At 70.6% G+C, this 17,323-nt stretch carries 14 protein-coding genes; 2 read left to right on the top strand and 12 right to left on the bottom strand.

What is annotated here, in order from left to right; all coding sequences use genetic code 11:
* Position 1 precedes the first annotated feature (1 nt).
* From OG299_RS09225 to OG299_RS09180, 10 genes are all read right to left on the bottom strand, one after another.
* Positions 2-1,483, bottom strand: a complete 1,482-nt coding sequence (locus OG299_RS09225) for an AlkA N-terminal domain-containing protein (protein WP_266634770.1) — start codon at positions 1,481-1,483, stop codon at positions 2-4.
* 132 nt (positions 1,484-1,615) lie between these two features.
* Positions 1,616-2,401, bottom strand: coding sequence for a CDP-diacylglycerol--serine O-phosphatidyltransferase (gene pssA, locus OG299_RS09220; protein ID WP_266635864.1), 786 nt, complete (start codon positions 2,399-2,401; stop codon positions 1,616-1,618).
* Positions 2,402-2,474: 73 nt separating this feature from the next.
* Positions 2,475-3,131 (bottom strand): phosphatidylserine decarboxylase, encoded by a 657-nt coding sequence (locus OG299_RS09215; RefSeq protein ID WP_030868027.1) that lies wholly within the window; start codon positions 3,129-3,131, stop codon positions 2,475-2,477.
* Between the two features lie 186 nt (positions 3,132-3,317).
* Complete coding sequence (locus tag OG299_RS09210; protein ID WP_030868030.1) at positions 3,318-4,523, bottom strand: acyl-CoA dehydrogenase family protein; 1,206 nt, start codon at positions 4,521-4,523, stop codon at positions 3,318-3,320.
* Between the two features lie 2 nt (positions 4,524-4,525).
* On the bottom strand, positions 4,526-5,038 hold the full coding sequence (locus OG299_RS09205) for a MaoC family dehydratase (protein ID WP_327361187.1): 513 nt from the start codon (positions 5,036-5,038) through the stop codon (positions 4,526-4,528).
* A 5-nt stretch (positions 5,039-5,043) separates the two neighbouring features.
* The gene (locus OG299_RS09200; protein ID WP_030292956.1) at positions 5,044-6,018 is read right to left on the bottom strand and encodes an HpcH/HpaI aldolase/citrate lyase family protein; all 975 of its coding nucleotides are present in this window, start codon (positions 6,016-6,018) and stop codon (positions 5,044-5,046) included.
* Complete coding sequence (locus OG299_RS09195; protein WP_266634776.1) at positions 6,015-8,066, bottom strand: ethylmalonyl-CoA mutase; 2,052 nt, start codon at positions 8,064-8,066, stop codon at positions 6,015-6,017. The genes OG299_RS09200 and OG299_RS09195 overlap by 4 nt, the downstream gene beginning before the upstream one ends.
* Positions 8,067-8,097: 31 nt before the next feature.
* Positions 8,098-9,435: a crotonyl-CoA carboxylase/reductase gene (gene ccrA, locus OG299_RS09190; RefSeq protein ID WP_266634778.1), complete on the bottom strand. Its 1,338-nt coding sequence runs from the start codon at positions 9,433-9,435 to the stop codon at positions 8,098-8,100.
* Positions 9,436-9,848: 413 nt separating this feature from the next.
* Positions 9,849-10,670: a TetR family transcriptional regulator gene (locus OG299_RS09185; protein ID WP_327361186.1), complete on the bottom strand. Its 822-nt coding sequence runs from the start codon at positions 10,668-10,670 to the stop codon at positions 9,849-9,851.
* Between the two features lie 175 nt (positions 10,671-10,845).
* A complete protein-coding gene (locus OG299_RS09180) occupies positions 10,846-12,648 on the bottom strand; it encodes a 3-hydroxyacyl-CoA dehydrogenase family protein (protein WP_266634782.1) in 1,803 nt (600 codons plus the stop codon).
* A gap of 402 nt (positions 12,649-13,050) precedes the next feature.
* On the opposite strand from OG299_RS09180, the gene OG299_RS09175 reads away from it, so the two are divergent.
* Together OG299_RS09175 and OG299_RS09170 are read left to right on the top strand one after the other, a co-directional pair.
* Complete coding sequence (locus OG299_RS09175; protein ID WP_266634784.1) at positions 13,051-13,602, top strand: adenylosuccinate lyase; 552 nt, start codon at positions 13,051-13,053, stop codon at positions 13,600-13,602.
* Positions 13,603-13,615: 13 nt separating this feature from the next.
* On the top strand, positions 13,616-14,041 hold the full coding sequence (locus OG299_RS09170) for a RidA family protein (protein WP_266634786.1): 426 nt from the start codon (positions 13,616-13,618) through the stop codon (positions 14,039-14,041).
* A gap of 6 nt (positions 14,042-14,047) precedes the next feature.
* On the opposite strand, the gene OG299_RS09165 is transcribed toward OG299_RS09170, so the two are convergent.
* The gene (locus OG299_RS09165) at positions 14,048-15,454 is read right to left on the bottom strand and encodes an acyltransferase family protein (protein ID WP_327361185.1); all 1,407 of its coding nucleotides are present in this window, start codon (positions 15,452-15,454) and stop codon (positions 14,048-14,050) included.
* Positions 15,455-15,627: 173 nt separating this feature from the next.
* Positions 15,628-17,223: an alpha/beta hydrolase gene (locus tag OG299_RS09160; protein WP_327361184.1), complete on the bottom strand. Its 1,596-nt coding sequence runs from the start codon at positions 17,221-17,223 to the stop codon at positions 15,628-15,630.
* Positions 17,224-17,323: the final 100 nt, after the last annotated feature.

The raw sequence follows: 17,323 nt of genomic DNA, 5'->3' as shown, positions 1-17,323 counted from the left end.
CTCAGACGGGCAGGTGGTTGATGGGGTGGGCATCGGTGGCCCACAGGTACTGCACGGCGTACGCGCGCCAGGGCCGCCAGCCGGCCGCCCGGGCGGTGAGCGCCGCGGGCGTCGACGGCAGCCCGAGCTCCTTCGCGGCCCGCCGGACCCCGAGGTCGGACGGCAGGAAGGCGTCCGGATCGCCCAGCGCCCGCATCGCGATCACCTCGGTGGTCCACGGGCCGAAGCCGGGCAGCGCGTTCAGCTGCGCGCGGGCCGCCTCCCAGTCGCTGTCGATGCCGAGCGGGAGGGAACCGTCGGCCAGCGCGCCGACGAGGGTGGTCAGGGTGGCGCGCCGGCTGGCCGGCAGGGCCAGGGACTCCGGGTCCAGGGCGGCCAGCGCCTGGGGCGAGGGGAACAGGTGGGTCAGCCCGCCCTCGGGATCGGGGTCGGCCACCGGTTCCCCGTACGAGGTGACCAGCCGGGCGGCGTGCGTACGGGCCGCCGCCGTGGACACCTGCTGACCGAGCACCGCCCGTACGGCGAACTCCGCCGCATCGACCGTACGGGGCACCCGGCGCCCCGGGGCCTTGTCGACGAGCGGGGCCAGCAGCGGGTCGGAGCGCAGCTGCTCGTCGACGGCCTCGGGATCGGCGTCGAGATCGAGCATCCAGCGGCAGCGGCTGATGGCGATCGTGAGGTCGCGCAGGTCGGTGAGGGCCAGCTGGCAGCCGATGTGGTCGGGCTGCGGGGTGAGCGCGACGACTCCGGTGCCGTACGGGAGCCGCAGCGTCCGGCGGTAGGCGCCGGCCCGCCACTCCTCGACGCCGGGGACGGCCGTCGCGGCCAGGTGGCCGAAGAGGTTGTCGGGGTTGAGCGGAGCCCGGAACGGCAGGCGCAGGCTGATGGTGCCGGGCACCCTCGGCACGTGCCGGCTCGACTTCTCGGCCCGCAGGCGCAGCTCGCCGGGGGCGAGGGCGAAGACCTCGCGGACGGTCTCGTTGAAGGTCCGGATGGAGGAGAACCCGGCGGCGAAGGCGACGTCGCCCATGGGCAGCTCGGAGGTCTCGATGAGCAGCCGGGCGGTCTGGGCGCGCTGCGCCCGGGCGAGGGCGAGGGGCCCGGCGCCGAGCTCGGCGTTCAGCTGCCGCTCCACCTGGCGGGTGGAGTACCCCAGCCGCGCCGCCAGCCCCGGTACGCCCTCGCGGTCCACGACGCCGTCCTGGATGAGCCGCATGGCCCGGGCGACGGCGTCGGCGCGGGCGTTCCACTCGGGGGAGCCGGGGGAGGTGTCGGGCCGGCACCGCTTGCAGGCCCGGAACCCGGCCTGCTGGCAGGCGGCGGCGCTGGGCAGGAAGGTCATGTTCTCGACCTTGGGCGGCACCGCGGGGCAGCTGGGACGGCAGTAGATCCCGGTGGTCCGCACGGCGGTGAAGAACCACCCGTCGAAGCGGGCGTCCTTCGACTGCACGGCCCTCACACAGCGCTCGGTGTCGGTGTACATGGCTCCAGCATCCCGGGCCGGCCCTCGCTGGGCTGGCGATTTTCCGACATCAAGCGTAGCCGCCGGGGGCATGCGAAAGCCCCCGGCGCCTGAGGGCGGCCGGGGGCCTCGTACGAACTGCAGTGACCCGTGTTACGGGAGCTGCGACGCCGCTCGCGCCTCGCGGCGGTTGTGGCGGAAGGTGTTCGCGCGACGGGTCGTCGCGAACAGCGGGATGGTCGCCGCCATGGCGATCTGCAGCGCGCAGCCCGCCTGGAGCAGCATCTGACCGCCCGGGGCGTCGAACGCCCAGGCCGCCAGCAGGCCCATGGCCCCGATGATCCAGCTCAGCATCGCCACCGCGAGGACACCGCGCGGCTTCGGGTACTCGACGCGGCTCACCATCAGCCACGCCACCCCGATGATCGCCAGCAGCGTCGGGACGAACGGCAGCTCGAGCAGCACGATCGAGACGACCGTCAGCGCGCCGAAGGGGCTCGGCATGCCCTGGAACATGCCGTCCTTCATCGTCACGCAGCTGAATCTCGCGAGTCTGAGCACCACGGCCAGCAGCACCACGATCGCGGCCAGCGCGGACATCTTCTGCACCGCGTCGTCGGCGACCATGCCGTACACCAGCACGAAGTACGCGGGAGCCAGGCCGAAGCTGATCAGGTCGGACAGGTTGTCCAGCTCGGCGCCCATCGGCGAGCTGCGCAGCTTGCGGGCCACGATGCCGTCGAAGAGGTCGAAGACCGCGGCGAGCAGCATCAGTATCACTGCCGTCGCGGCGCTGTTGCGGGCCATGCCGGACTCGCCGCTGCCGGTGAGGTGCGGGATGAGGATCCCGGTGGTGGTGAAGTACACCGCCATGAATCCGCACGTCGCGTTGCCGAGGGTGAGGGTGTCCGCTATCGACAGCCGCAGCGAGAGCGGCATGTCGTCCTCGGCGGACTCCGCCTCCGCGGCCTCGGGCACCCACCCACTCGACGGTGTGGTGGGAGTCTCAGGGTCAGTCACGGTCAATTCGGGTCACCCCCGCGGTGGTGGCCTGACCGACCTCGACCGCGACCTCGACACCCTCGGGGAGGTAGATGTCGACGCGGGAGCCGAAGCGGATCAGACCGATGCGTTCGCCCTGCTCCACCTTGGTACCGGCCGGCAGGTACGGGACGATGCGGCGTGCGACGGCGCCGGCGATCTGCACCATCTCGATGTCGCCGAGTTCGGTGTCGAAGTGCCAGACAACGCGCTCGTTGTTCTCGCTCTCCTTGTTGAACGCCGGGACGAACCCGCCGGGGATGTGCTCCACGGACGTCACCGTGCCCGCGAGGGGCGCGCGGTTGACGTGGACATTCAGCGGGCTCATGAAGATCGCGACCCGGGTCCGCCCGTCCTTCCACGGCATGATGCTCTGCACCACACCGTCGGCGGGCGAGATGACCCGGCCCTGCGTGATCTCACGCTCGGGGTCGCGGAAGAACCACAGCATGCCCGCCGCGAGAGCGGTGGTGGGCACGGCCACTGCCGCCCAGCGCCCGGACTTGCGGGCCCGGGTGAGGCTGAGCGCAGCGGTGGCGACGGTCGGCAGAAGCCACGGCGATGCTCCGCGTGCGAGACGTCCACCGAGGATGCCGACGCGAGGTGCAGAGGTTTGGCTGTGGGGCATGGATGACCTTCGTAGCGGGTGATTGCCGCGCCGCAAACAGGGGGACGGGACGGCGGCTTTACTGGAATGCTATCGGTTGCACGCAACAACTGGGCAAGCCAGAAGCCGAGTCGATGGCCGCGAGCCAGTGACTGCCAGTGATTCTTTTGCGACGGACCCATGGAGGATCCGCCGCAAAAGGGACTTTCAGCCCTGGAGTCGGTACTCCTCGAGAAGGCGCCGACCGATGATCATTTTCTGGATTTCGGCCGTCCCTTCACCGATCAGCAGCATCGGTGCCTCGCGGTAGAGGCGCTCGATCTCGTACTCCTTCGAGAATCCGTAGCCGCCATGGATACGGAAGGCGTCCTCCACCACCTCCTTGCAGTATTCGGAGGCGAGGTACTTCGCCATCCCTGCTTCGAGGTCGTTTCGTTCCCCGGAGTCCTTTTTGCGTGCTGCATTCACCATCATCGCATGGGCGGCCTCGACCTTGGTAGCCATCTCGGCCAGCTTGAACTGGATGGCCTGGTGCTCGGCGATCGCCTTGCCGAAAGTGTGACGTTGCTGGGCATACGAGACACCCAGCTCGAATGCACGCTGAGCGACACCGCAGCCACGGGCCGCCACGTTGACGCGGCCGACCTCGACCCCGTCCATCATTTGGTAAAACCCTCGGCCCGTCTGGCCTCCGAGGACCCGATTGGCCGGAATGCGCAGTCCGTCCATGATGAGCTCGGTCGTGTCGACGCCCTTGTAGCCCATCTTGTCGATCTTGCCCGGGATGGTCAGGCCCGGACGGACCTCACCGAAGCCCGGCTCCTTCTCGACGAGGAAGGTCGTCATCGACTTGTGCGGGGCCGTGCCCTCGGGGTGGCCTTCGTCACTTCGCACGAGGACCGCCACCAGCGTGGAGCTGCCGCCGTTCGTCAGCCACATCTTCTGGCCGTTCAGGACGTACTCGTCGCCGTCCTTGACCGCCTTGGACGTGATGGCCGACACGTCGGAGCCCAGCCCCGGCTCGGACATCGAGAACGCGCCGCGCACCTCTCCCAGCGCCATGCGGGGCAGGAAGTGGTCCTTCTGCTCCTGCGTGCCGTGCTGCTTGAGCATGTACGCCACGATGAAGTGGGTGTTGATGATGCCCGAGACGGACATCCAGCCCCGCGCTATCTCCTCCACGCACAGGGCGTAGGTGAGCAGCGACTCACCCAGGCCGCCGTACTCCTCGGGGATCATCAGTCCGAAGAGGCCGAGCTCCTTGAGGCCGTCGACGATCTGCTGCGGGTACTCGTCACGGTGTTCGAGCTCGGTCGCGACCGGGATGATCTCCTTGTCGACGAACTCCCGGACGGTCTTGAGGATCTCCCGCTGGACGTCGGTGAGCCCGGCGGTCTGGGCGAGTCGGGCCATGGCTACTTCCCCTGTTCCTTCAGCGTGGGGCGGCCGGGCTGCTCGCCGCCGCGCTCCTTGATGTACGTCTCGGTCGGGACCATCACCTTGCGCCGGAAGACGCAGACGAGGGTGCCGTCCTGCTTGTAGCCCTTGGTCTCCACGTAGACGATGCCGCGGTCGTTCTTCGACTTCGACGGGGTCTTGTCGAGGACCGTGGTCTCGCCGTAGACGGTGTCGCCGTGGAAGGTCGGCGCCACGTGCCGCAGGGACTCGATCTCCAGGTTGGCGATGGCCTTCCCGGAGACGTCCGGCACGGACATGCCCAGCAGCAGCGAGTAGATGTAGTTGCCCACGACCACGTTCTTGCCGAAGTCGGTCGTGTTCTCCGCGTAATTGCTGTCCATGTGGAGCGGGTGGTGGTTCATGGTCAGCAGGCAGAAGAGGTGGTCGTCGTACTCGGTGACCGTCTTTCCGGGCCAGTGCTTGTAGACCGCCCCGACCTCGAACTCTTCGTAAGTGCGTCCGAACTGCATCGGGATCAGGCCTCCGGGATCTCGAACTTGGTGGTGCGCTGCATCCCGGCCGCGCGGCCCTTGCCCGCGATGACCAGGGCCATCTTGCGGCTGGCCTCGTCGATCATCTCGTCGCCGAGCATGGCCGAGCCCTTCTTGCCGCCGGCCTCGGACGTGCACCAGTCGTACGCGTCGAGGATCAGCTCGGAGTGGTCGTAGTCCTCCTGGGAGGGGGAGAAGACCTCGTTCGCCGCGTCGACCTGGCCCGGGTGCAGCACCCACTTGCCGTCGAAGCCCAGCGCCGCCGCCCGGCCCGCCACCTCGCGGTACGCGTCCACGTCGCGGATCTGGAGGAAGGGGCCGTCGATCGCCTGGAGGTTGTGCATGCGGGCCGCCATCAGGATCCGCATCAGGATGTAGTGGTACGCGTCCGCCGGGTAGCCGGGCGGCTGCATGCCCACGACCAGCGACTTCATGTTGATCGAGGCCATGAAGTCGGCCGGGCCGAAGATGATGGTCTCCAGCCGCGGCGAGGCGGCCGCGATCTCGTCGACGTTGACCAGGCCCTTGGCGTTCTCGATCTGCGCCTCGATGCCGATCTTGCCGACCTCGAAGCCCATCGTCTTCTCGATCTGGGTCAGCAGCAGGTCCAGCGCCACGACCTGCTGGGCGTCCTGGACCTTCGGCAGCATGATGCAGTCGAGGTTCTGGCCCGCGCCCTCCACGACCGTGATGACGTCGCGGTACGTCCAGTGCGTGGTCCAGTCGTTGACGCGCACGACCCGGGTCTTGCCGGTCCAGTCGCCGTTGTTCAGCGCGTCCACGATCGTGTGGCGGGCGCCTTCCTTGGCGAGCGGGGCGCAGGCGTCCTCGAGGTCGAGGAAGACCTGGTCGGCCGGCAGGCCCTGGGCCTTCTCCAGGAACCGCGGGTTCGAGCCCGGAACCGCGAGGCAGGAGCGGCGCGGCCGCAGCCGGTTCACGGGAGACGTGGGCGTGGTCATGCGGGGACCTCCAGAGGGTCGAGCTTGTTCGCTTTCCGGATCTCGTCGACGATACGGCCGATGATCTCCGTGATACCGAAGTCCTTGGGTGTGAAGACGGCGGCGACTCCGGCCGCCTTGAGGGCGATGGCATCGGCGTTCGGAATGATGCCGCCGAGCACGACGGGGATGTCACCCGCCCCCGCCGTACGGAGGCGTTCCAGCACGTCCGGCACGAGCGCGCTGTGCGAACCGGACAGGATGGACAGTCCCACGCAGTGCACGTCCTCGGCCAGCGCCGCCGAGGAGATCTCCTCGGGCGTCAGCCGGATGCCCTGGTAGACCACCTCGAAACCGGCGTCGCGGGCCCGTACGGCGATCTGCTCGGCGCCGTTGGAGTGACCGTCCAGGCCGGGCTTGCCGACCAGCAGGCGCAGCCGGCCGGAGCCCAGGTCATCGGCGGTACGCGCGACCTTCTCGCGGACGAGTGCCATCGGCGTGCCCGCTTCGGCGGTGACGGCCACCGGGGCCGAGGAGACCCCGGTCGGGGCGCGGAACTCGCCGAACACCTCGCGCAGGGCGTTCGCCCACTCGCCGGTGGTGACACCGGCCCGGGCGCACTCGAGGGTGGCCTCCATCAGGTTCTCGGTCCCGGCCGCGGCCTGCTTGAGCCGGTCCAGGGCCTGCATCACCGTCGGGAAGACGAACGGGTCGCCGCCCCCCTGCCGCTCCGAGGACTCCTGACGCTCGGCGCGCCAGCGGCCGATCCGCTCCACGGTCAGCGCCTCGACGGCCGGGTCGACCGTCATGATGGCGCCGTCCAGGTCGGCGGTGAGCGGATTCTCCTCGGTCTGCTCGAAGCAGTTGACGCCGACGATCTTGTCCTCGCCTGCCTCGATCCGGGCCCGCCGCTCGGCGTGCGAGGAGACGAGCTCGCCCTTCAGGTACCCGGACTCGACGGCGGCCATCGCGCCGCCCATCTCCTGGATCCGGTCGATCTCGGCCAGGCAGTCGGCGACCAGGGAGTCGACTTTGGCCTCGATGACGTGGGATCCGGCGAAGATGTCCTCGTACTCCAGCAGGTCGCTCTCGTGCGCCAGGACCTGCTGGATGCGCAGCGACCACTGCTGGTCCCAGGGCCGGGGCAGGCCCAGCGCCTCGTTCCAGGCGGGCAGCTGCACGGCGCGGGCGCGGGCGTCCTTGGAGAGGGTGACCGCGAGCATCTCCAGCACGATGCGCTGGACGTTGTTCTCCGGCTGGGCCTCGGTCAGGCCCAGGGAGTTGACCTGGACGCCGTAGCGGAAGCGACGCTGCTTCTCGTTCTCGATGCCGTAGCGCTCGCGGGTGACCTTGTCCCAGATGCGGCCGAAGGCGCGCATCTTGCACATCTCCTCGATGAAGCGGACGCCCGCGTTCACGAAGAACGAGATACGGGCGACCACTTCGCCGAAACGATCCTCCGGGACCTGGCCCGAGTCGCGCACCGAGTCCAGCACGGCGATCGCGGTCGACATCGCGTACGAGATCTCCTGGACCGGGGTGGCCCCGGCCTCCTGGAGGTGGTACGAGCAGATGTTGATCGGGTTCCACTTCGGGATGTGGTTGACCGTGTACGCGATCATGTCCGTCGTCAGGCGGAGCGAGGGCCCGGGCGGGAAGACGTGCGTCCCGCGCGAGAGGTACTCCTTGACGATGTCGTTCTGGGTGGTGCCCTGGAGCAGGGCGATGTCCGCGCCCTGCTCCTCGGCGGCCACCTGGTAGAGCGCCAGCAGCCACATGGCGGTGGCGTTGATCGTCATCGAGGTGTTCATCTGCTCCAGGGGGATGTCCTGGAACAGCCGCCGCATGTCGCCCAGATGGGAGACCGGGACCCCGACCCGGCCCACCTCGCCGCGGGCGAGGATGTGGTCGGGGTCGTAGCCGGTCTGCGTCGGAAGGTCGAACGCGACCGACAGGCCGGTCTGGCCCTTGGCGAGGTTGCGGCGGTACAGCTCGTTGGACGCCTCGGCCGTGGAGTGGCCGGCGTACGTCCGCATGAGCCACGGACGGTCTTTCTGGCGCTCTGTCATCTCAGGCTGTCCCTTTGGCCCTTGAACGGTCTCAGATGTTCCGGAAACGGTTGATCGCCTCGAGGTGCGTCGCGCGCATCTCGTGGTCGCGGACACCGAGGCCCTCCTCGGGGGCGAGGGCGAGCACGCCGACCTTGCCCTGGTGGAGGTTGCGGTGGACGTCGTACGCGGCCTGGCCCGTCTCCTCGAGGGAGTAGACCTTGGACAGCGTGGGGTGGATCTTGCCCTTGGCCACCAGGCGGTTGGCCTCCCAGGCCTCGCGGTAGTTGGCGAAGTGCGAGCCGACGATCCGCTTGAGCGACATCCACAGGTAGCGGTTGTCGTACTCGTGGTTGTAGCCCGAGGTCGAGGCGCAGGTGACGATGGTGCCGCCCTTGCGGGTGACGTACACGGAGGCGCCGAAGGTCTCGCGGCCCGGGTGCTCGAAGACGATGTCCACGTCCTCGCCGCCGGTCAGCTCGCGGATGCGCTTGCCGAAGCGCTTCCACTCCTTGGGGTCCTGGGTGTGCTCGTCCTTCCAGAACTTGTAGCCCTCGGCGCTGCGGTCGATGATCGCGGTCGCGCCCATCGCGCGGCAGATGTCCGCCTTCTGCGCGCTGGAGACGACGCAGATCGGGTTGGCGCCGCCGGCCAGTGCGAACTGGGTGGCGTACGAGCCGAGTCCGCCGCTGGCGCCCCAGATCAGGACGTTGTCGCCCTGCTTCATGCCGGCGCCGTTGCGCGAGACCAGCTGGCGGTAGGCGGTGGAGTTGACCAGGCCGGGGGAGGCGGCCTCCTCCCAGCTCAGGTGGTCGGGCTTGGGCATCAGCTGGTTGGACTTGACGAGTGCGATCTCGGCGAGACCGCCGAAGTTCGTCTCGAAGCCCCAGATGCGCTGCTCGGGGTCGAGCATCGTGTCGTTGTGGCCGTCCGAGGACTCCAGCTCGACCGAGAGGCAGTGCGCGACGACCTCGTCGCCGGGCTTCCAGGCGTTGACGCCAGGGCCGGTGCGCAGCACGACGCCCGCGAGGTCCGAACCGATGACGTGGTACGGGAGGTCGTGGCGCTTGGTGAGCTCCGACAGGCGCCCGTAGCGCTCCAGGAAGCTGAAGGTGGACACGGGCTCGAAGATCGAGGTCCACACGGAGTTGTAGTTGACCGACGAGGCCATGACGGCCACCAGGGCCTCGCCCGGGCCGAGCTCCGGCACGGGCACCTGGTCGAGGTGCAGGGACTTGCGCGGGTCCTTCTCGCGGGTGGTGAGCCCTGCGAACATCTCCGCCTCGTCCTTGTGCACGGTGATCGCGCGGTACGAGTCGGGGAGCGGCAGGGCCGCGAAGTCGGCGGCCGTAGCGGCCTGCGACTGGATCGCGTCCAGGATGTCCTTCACGGTGTTGCCTCCGGCGAAGCGCTGATGAGGGTGCGCTGAGGGGTACGCGGGTGCGTGGTACGGGTGTGGTGTGGTGTTGCGGTGCTGCGGGATGCCGTCGGTCCGGCGGAGCTGTGGTGCTGGCGACGCCCGTGGTGAGGCGTGCGGTGCCTGGTGACGCAGGCATCCGGGGCGCGGTTCGTGCCGAGTGGGCGTGGACCGCGGGGACATCCGGACGAGATTCAACGTATGGCACCCCGTGTCACTCAGCAAGGCACCGCGTGCCAAAACTTTCTCTCATTTGCCTATTGACCTGCGCAGATGAGCGATGATCGATCAGAGTTACCCGTGAGTAGGGGCAAGTCGGACAAACAAAAGCGGCCGCCCCCGGAACGGGGGCGGCCACTGTGATGTGTGTGACTCGACGGGTGTGACTACTGGTTGTTCCTCAGTGCTTCCTCGATGGTCCGCATGACCTCGTCGAGCGGGGCGTCCGTACGGGCCACCGCCACCAGCACCTCGCCCTGCGTCCTGACCTCCGCCGACGCGGCCGGGGCCGGCGCCGTGCTCAGGGTCCGGCCCGCGCCGATCCCCGTACCGAAGGTCTTCCGCACGATCGAGAAGGCGTGGTCCAGCTGCGCCTCCACGTCCCCCTGGCCACCCGCCCGCAGCCAGCGCCGCAGCACGTGGTTGTGGGCCGTGACGACCGCCGAGGCGGCCACCTCGGCCAGCAGCGGGTCGTCGTTGCCGTCGTGGTGGTCGGTCTCGTCGAAGTGGGCCAGCAGGTAGCGGGTGAACAGCCGCTCGTACCGGGCCACCGAGGCGATCTCCCGCTCCCGCAGCGCCGGCACCTCGCGGGTCAGCCGGTAGCGCTCCACCGACACCGCCGGCGAGGCGGCGTACATCTTCATGACTTCCTTGATCCCGCGGCACACCGTGTCGAGCGGGTGCTCGTGCGCCGGGGCCACGTCCAGCACCGCTTCGGCCCTGGTCAGGGTGTCGTCGTGGTCCGGGAAGATCGCCTCTTCCTTGGACCGGAAGTGCCGGAAGAAGGTCCGGCGCGCCACCCCCGCGGTCGCGGCGATCTCGTCGACCGTCGTCGCCTCGTACCCCTTGGTCGCGAACAGCTCCATCGCGGCGGCGGCGAGCTCACGGCGCATCTTGAGCCGCTGTGCGGCCGCCTTGGTGCCGGCCGTGCTCTCCGGGCTGTCGGAGGCCGTGGCGGCGCGGGGCGAGGTCTTGGCGGGCTGGGACATGGATCGAAAGTACTTCATTTGCGCAGGGGAGCGCGCCTGAGGGGGGTGGGACAGGGGTGGATGCGGGGGAGAGCCCGCACTGGGCTCGGAAGGTATGGCCTGCCGTGAGGGTCCGGCAGACCCGAGCAGCCCTCCCCACGCATCCGGCTCTTGGGGCACCTGGCCAGGGCGCTGCTTACCGGCGGGCGTACTCACGAAATCCGCGGCCGGTCTTCCGGCCCAGGCAGCCCGCCGCCACCAGGTGCTCCAGCAGCGGGGACGGGGCCAGTCCCGGGTCGCGGAACTCCTTGTGGAGGACCTTCTCGATCGCCAGCGAGACGTCCAGGCCGACGACGTCGAGGAGCTCGAACGGGCCCATCGGGTAGCCGCCGCCCAGCTTCATCGCGGCGTCGATGTCGTCGAGGCTGGCGTAGTGCTGCTCGACCATCTTGACGGCGTTGTTCAAGTACGGGAACAGCAGCGCGTTCACGATGAAGCCGGCCCGGTCCCCGCAGTCCACCGGGTGCTTGCGCACCTTCGTGCAGATCTCGCGGACCGTGGCGTGCACGTCGTCGGAGGTCAGGACGGTCCGGACCACCTCGACCAGCTTCATCGCCGGCGCCGGGTTGAAGAAGTGCATGCCGATCACGTCCTGCGGACGCGAGGTCACGCGGGCGACCGCGATCACCGGCAGCGAGGAGGTGGTGGTGGCCAGCACCGCGCCCGGCTTGCAGACCTTGTCGAGGGCCGCGAACAGTTCCTGCTTGACCGCCAGGTCCTCCGCGACGGCCTCCACGGCCAGGTCCACGTCAGCGAACGCGTCCAGCGAGCCGGCCGGGGTGATCAGGGCCAGCGTCTGCGCGGCGCCCTCCTCGGTCAGCCGGCCCTTGGACACCGCACGGCCCAAGGACTTGCCGATCGCGGCCTTCGCGGCGTCCGCCTTCTCCTGGCTGCGGGCGGCGAGCACCACCGCGAAGCCGGCCTGCGCGAAGACCTGCGCGATACCGCTCGCCATGGTGCCGGAGCCGGCCACGCCGACCGAGCTGACCGGACGGCCCTCGCCGAGCCGGGCCCCGTCCAGCGGGGTCTGCGCGTCGCGGACGATCGCGGAGCTGCCCGGCTCCTCGTAGGTGTAGAAGCCGCGACCGGACTTCTGCCCGGTCAGGCCGGCCTCGGCGAGGTGGCCCAGGATCGGGGCCGGGGCGTGCAGCCGGTCGCCGGAGGAGGAGTACATGGCCTCCAGGACGGTCCGGGCGGTGTCCACGCCGATCAGGTCGAGCAGCGCGAGCGGGCCCATGGGCAGGCCGCAGCCGAGCCGCATCGCCGCGTCGATGTCCTCGCGGGAGGCGTACTTCGACTCGTACATCGCGGCGGCCTGGTTGAGGTAGCCGAAGAGCAGGCCGTCGGCGACGAAGCCGGGGCGGTCGCCCACCGAGACGGGCTCCTTGCCGAGCTCGCGGGCCAGCGCGGTGACCGCCTCGACGGCCGGCGGGGCGGTGAGGACGCTGGAGACGACCTCGACCAGCTTCATCGCCGGGGCCGGGTTGAAGAAGTGCAGGCCGAGGACGCGCTCGGGACGCTGCGACTCGGCGGCGAGACGGGTCACCGACAGGGCGTTGGTGCCGGTCGCCAGGATCGTGTCGGGCCGGACGATCGCGTCGAGCTCGCGGAAGAGGCGCTGCTTGAGCTCGTAGTTCTCCGGGACGACCTCGATGACGAGATCGGCGTCGGCCGCGGCGGTCAGCTCGGTGAAGGTGCGGAAGCGGGCCAGCACGCCCTCCCGCTCCTGCTCGGTGAGGCGCTCGCGGGTCACCGAACGGGCCGTGGCGGCCGCGAGGGAGGCGGTGGCCCGGCGGGTGGCGGTGTCGCTGACGTCGATGCCGATGACCTCGCGGCCGGCCCGGGCGAGGACCTCGGCGATGCCGGTGCCCATCGTGCCGAGGCCGACGACGGCGATGGTCTGGAGGGTGGACTGACTGGACGTGGACGGAAGGTCCATCGCGGGACTCCAGTGGATGAGGGTGACGACTGAGGGCGGCGCGCGGCGCACGACGCGCGGCAGGGATCCCGGCCCCGAGGAAAGGGCGGGGCGGAGAGAGCGGCGGACCCTGTCCCGGGGCCACGCCGTACACGAGAAGCACTCGAGGCAGCCGAGGTACGTGGTGTGCCCGGGATGCCTGAGGTCCTGAGGTACCGAACATGAGGTACCGAACCGACTGGTACGGGGTGGCTGCGTCACCAGGCCGGCCTCGTACGTTGAAGGGAGCGTAACCCGCCGGTAACTGGCGCGCCAGAGCGCGGAGATGTGACCTGTACCGCCCAAATGTACCGATCATCGATCATCGATCACCCATCTGCGGAAACCCGCCGCGGCGGCGCCCTCACCCCCTAGGGTGGCCGGGTGAACGACGTGCTGGAGCGCCTGCGAACGGAATCCGGGCAGTCCCCTCCGTACGAGGAACTGGTCGCGGCGGACCCCGACGCGCTGGCGGCCTCCCTGACCTCCGCCGGGCTGCCCCTGTGGGCCCGCGAGCTGGCCGCCTACCGCCTCGGCCTGGCCCGGGACCGGCGGGCGTTCGAGCCGCTGGTCCTGCTGCTCAACCACCGGGACCCGCCGCGCTGCGCGGCCGCCGCCGAGGCGCTCGCCGTGCTGGGGGACCCGCGTACCGCCCGCGCCGCGGCCGCCCTCGCCACCAACACCCTGCGCACGGCCTACGCCCTCCAGCCCGTACGGCTGCTCACGGCCCTGCGCGCCCCCGAGTCGGCGCCGGTCCTGACGGCCACCCTGGCCCGCCTGCTGTCCCCGCACGACCCGTACTGGCGGGTGGCCCTGGCCTGCGTCGAGGGACTCGGCGCCCTTGCCGACCCCCGGTCCCGCGAGGTGCTGACCCGGGCCCAGTCCCATCCGCGCCTCGCGGTGGCGGCGACGGCCGCGCTGCGCGCGCTCGGCTGACATGATCGCTTGCATGAGCGAACGCGACGACAGCCACATCACCCGCCTGCCCGCGCCGGAGGGCGTCCACCCCGGTACGGGCTACAGCCATGTCGCATGGGGTACCGGGCGGTTCATCGCCGTCTCGGGCCAGTGCGCCTTCGACGAGCACGGCGAGGTGGTCGGCGAGGGCGACGCCTCCGCGCAGGCCCGCCAGGTGTTCGAGAACCTGCGGCGCTGCCTGGCAGCGGCCGGGGCGACGTTCGACGACGTCGTGAAGCTGACCTACTTCGTCACGGACGTCGCCCACCTCCCGGCGGTACGGGAGGCACGCGACGCCGTCATCCCCGGCGACCGGCAGCCGGCCTCCTCGGCCGTCCAGGTCGTGGCCCTCTTCCGGCCCGAACTCCTGCTGGAGGTGGAGGCCTTCGCGGTGCTGCCGATGCCTGCGGGCCGGTAGGCCGGGTCAGCGGGACGCCGAGTGCGGTCCGCCCTGCGCGGGGACGGAGGCGGGCCCGCGGTCCGGACCGTCCGGCTGCCGGGGCACCAGGATCACAGCGGGCCCGGACGCAGCCGTGGCCGGCGCGGCCGGCGTGGACGGCCGGCGGCGCTCCGCCGCCCGCTGGACCCGCCGGCCGAGACGCTGCGCCGGCAGCTCCACCAGCCGGTACATCACATGGCTCGCGGCCAGCAGCACGGCGAGGAAGATCCCCGTCCAGGCGAACTTCCCCAGCGTCGACGAGGGCATCGGCGGAACCCCGAGCAGCGGCCCGAGGGTCCGCAGCAGCGGGAAGTGCAGCAGGTACAGCGAGAAGCTGATCGCGCCGAGCCAGGTCAGCACCTTCGGGAAGCGCCGGTTGCGCAGGAGGAAACCGAGGCCGAACAGCACCCAGGCCGCCAGGTACGAGAACGAGAAGGCCTTCCAGCCCGAGGTCCACGTGTGCACCTGGACCCCGTTCCGGTTGTACAGCCACCCGACGAGCACGCCCGCGGCGACCACGAACCCGCAAGCGAGCAGGGCCGGGGCCCGGCGGAGCCGGCCGTGCTGCACCCGGTGGACCGCGGTGCCGGCGAACATCGTCGCGGGGATCAGCAAGGTCTCGAACGACACCGCCCGGCTGTTCAGCGTGAGCAGCACCAGGCCGAGCCCGCCGAGCAGCAGGGCGCCCGCCCCGGTCAGCTTCCGGTTGCCGCTGAGCACACCCCACAAGCCCAGGAGGAAGACCGGGGTGACGATCATCAGGAGCAGCCGGACCGAGCCGAGCTCCCTCAGCAGCAGCTGCGGGGCCAGGGTCGTGCCGATCGCCAGCGCGGCGCCGGCGAAGGCCACCGCGATCACGCCGCTGTGCCGGTGCAGGCCACGGGTGAACAGGGCGGTGACCAAGAAGTAGAAGACCATCTCGTAGCAGAGGGTCCAGGTGACGTTCATGCCGTTGCGGACGCCGAGCAGGTCCTGGAGCATCAGGCCGTTCGCGACCAGTGAGGCGGGGTTGTCACCGGTGCGCAGCAGCGAGGTCGAGCCGTCCCCGGCCGGCAGCATCACGATCGAGGCGGCCAGCGCGACGATCAGCGCCGGGTAGATCCGGAAGATCCGGCCGATCCAGAAGGCCCGGACATCGCCCCGGCGCTCCAGCGAGGCCGGGATGATGTAGCCGCTGACGATGAAGAAGAGCATGACCCCGAACACGCCGAGGTCGAAGTTCTGCCGGATCACCCCGCCGAACGGCAGCATCCGCAGCACGTTGAAGTGGTGCAGGGCCACGACCAGGGCGGCGAAGCCGCGCAGCGCGTCGAGCCAGCCGAGCCGCGCACCGGTGGCGGCCGCGGCCCCGGCGTTCTTCCGCAGGGCGGGTGGGGGTATGTGCTGCTTCACCGCAGGGACCCTAGCTCATCCCCGGCCGGCCCGCCCCCGTTCACCGCAGCGTCGGGGACGGGCCGGGCGGAGCCGGTACGAGTGGCGCAGATCCGGGATGAACCGGGGCGAACCGCCCGTCCCGTGAACTGGCGGGCCGGCGCCTGGCCGCGGAGCCCCTGGCCGCGGATCCCCTAGCCGCGGAAGCCCAGCAGGCCGTGCAGCGCCGTGCCGCCCGCCGACGGGGGCACCGCGCGGGTGGCCGCGGTCGGCTTCGGGGCCGCCGGGGCGGGGCAGGTGGCGTCCGAGGCCCCGCCCGTGCGCAGGTACGCCGCCACCTTCTCGTCCAGGCACTTGTTGCCGCTGAGCGCGACCCCGTGGTTGCCGCCGCCCTCCTCGACCACCAGCGCCGAGCCCTTCAGCTTCCCCTTCATGCTCAGCGCCCCCTCGAACGGGGTCGCCGCATCGTCCGTCGCCTGGAGGAGCAGGGCCGGCGGAAGGTCGGCGTTGGTCACGTCCGGCGCCGCCAGCGGTTCCGTCTGCCAGAACGCGCACGGGGCGTTGTACCAGGCGTTGTTCCAGGTCATGAACGGCGCCTTCGCGTGCGTGCGCCACATGTCCGTGCGCCACTGGTTCCAGTCCCTCGGCCAGGCCGAGTCGCGGCACTGCACCGCCGTGTACACGCTGTAGCTGTTGCCCGCGGACGGCTCCACCGCCCCGAACCGCTGGTACGCCGCCACCAGCGGCTTCGGGTCCCCGGCCACCGCGTACGCCGAGAACGCCTCGGCGAGGACCGGCCAGTAGCCGTTGTAGTAGCTGCCCGGCATGTAGGTGTCCTCCAGCTCCGAGGGCCCCACCTTGCCGCCCGCCGGTGTCGAACGCAGCGCGTCCCGCATCGCGTACCAGCGCTCCTCGACGCCCGTCGGGTCGGTGCCGAGCTTGTACTTCTCGTCGTACTGGGCCACCCAGGCCAGGAAGGCCTTGTGGCGGGCGTCGAAGGCCTGGTCCTGCGCGAGGTTGTCCTCGTACCAGACCCCGCCCGGGTCCACCACGGAGTCCAGGACGAGGCGGTGCACCCGGTCCGGGTGGAGTTTGGCGTACACCGCGCCCAGGTAGGTCCCGTACGAGTAGCCGAAGTAGCTGACCTTCGCCGCGCCGAGGGCGGTGCGCAGCACCTCGATGTCGCGGGCGGCCGAGACGGTGCCGATGTAGGGGAGCACGTCCGCGTGCTTGGCCTGGCAGGACTCGGCGAAGGACTTCACCCGCTCCAGGTTGGCCTGCTCGGTCTGCAGGTCGCGCGGGACGGAGTCCGGGCGTACGGGGTTGAAGTGGCCGGGCCCGCAGTCGAGGGTGGGCTCGCTCTTGCCGACGCCCCGCGGGTCGAAGCCGATCACGTCGTACTGGGCGGCGACGTCCTTGGGGAGCGCGGAGGCGATGAACCCGGCCAGCGCCCGGCCGCTGCCGCCGGGGCCGCCGGGGTTGACCAGCAGCGGACCCTGGGAGGTGCGGGCGGTGTGCGGGACCCGGGTCAGCGCCAGGGAGATCTGGCGGCCCGCGGGCCGGTCGTGGTCCAGCGGGACCTTGAGGGAGGCGCACTGCAGTGTCGGGTAGCGCTCGGTCGCACAGCCGGTCCAGCGCAGCGGGGCGGCGGCGGCGCGGGCCGGCGCCGCCGCCGTCGGCGTGGCGCCGGCCGGGCTCGTGACGACGGCGGCCACGGTCGCGGTGGCGATCGAGAGCAGGACGGCGGCGCGCTTCGTGAAGGGGCCGCGCTTCTTCGCGGGGTGCAGCATGGGGCCTCCCAGCCGAGGGTTCTGGGCGGAATCGTCCCGGAAACCGTGCCTGGAAGACGGGATTGGGCTGCTGATTGGCCCGATGTGATGAGCTTTCAGC

Origin of the sequence: Streptomyces sp. NBC_01296 (assembly GCF_035984415.1) — a bacterium.
Lineage (GTDB): Bacteria > Actinomycetota > Actinomycetes > Streptomycetales > Streptomycetaceae > Streptomyces.
The sequence above is the reverse complement of the archived record's forward strand: the minus strand, read 5'-3'. Positions and strand labels throughout refer to the sequence as shown.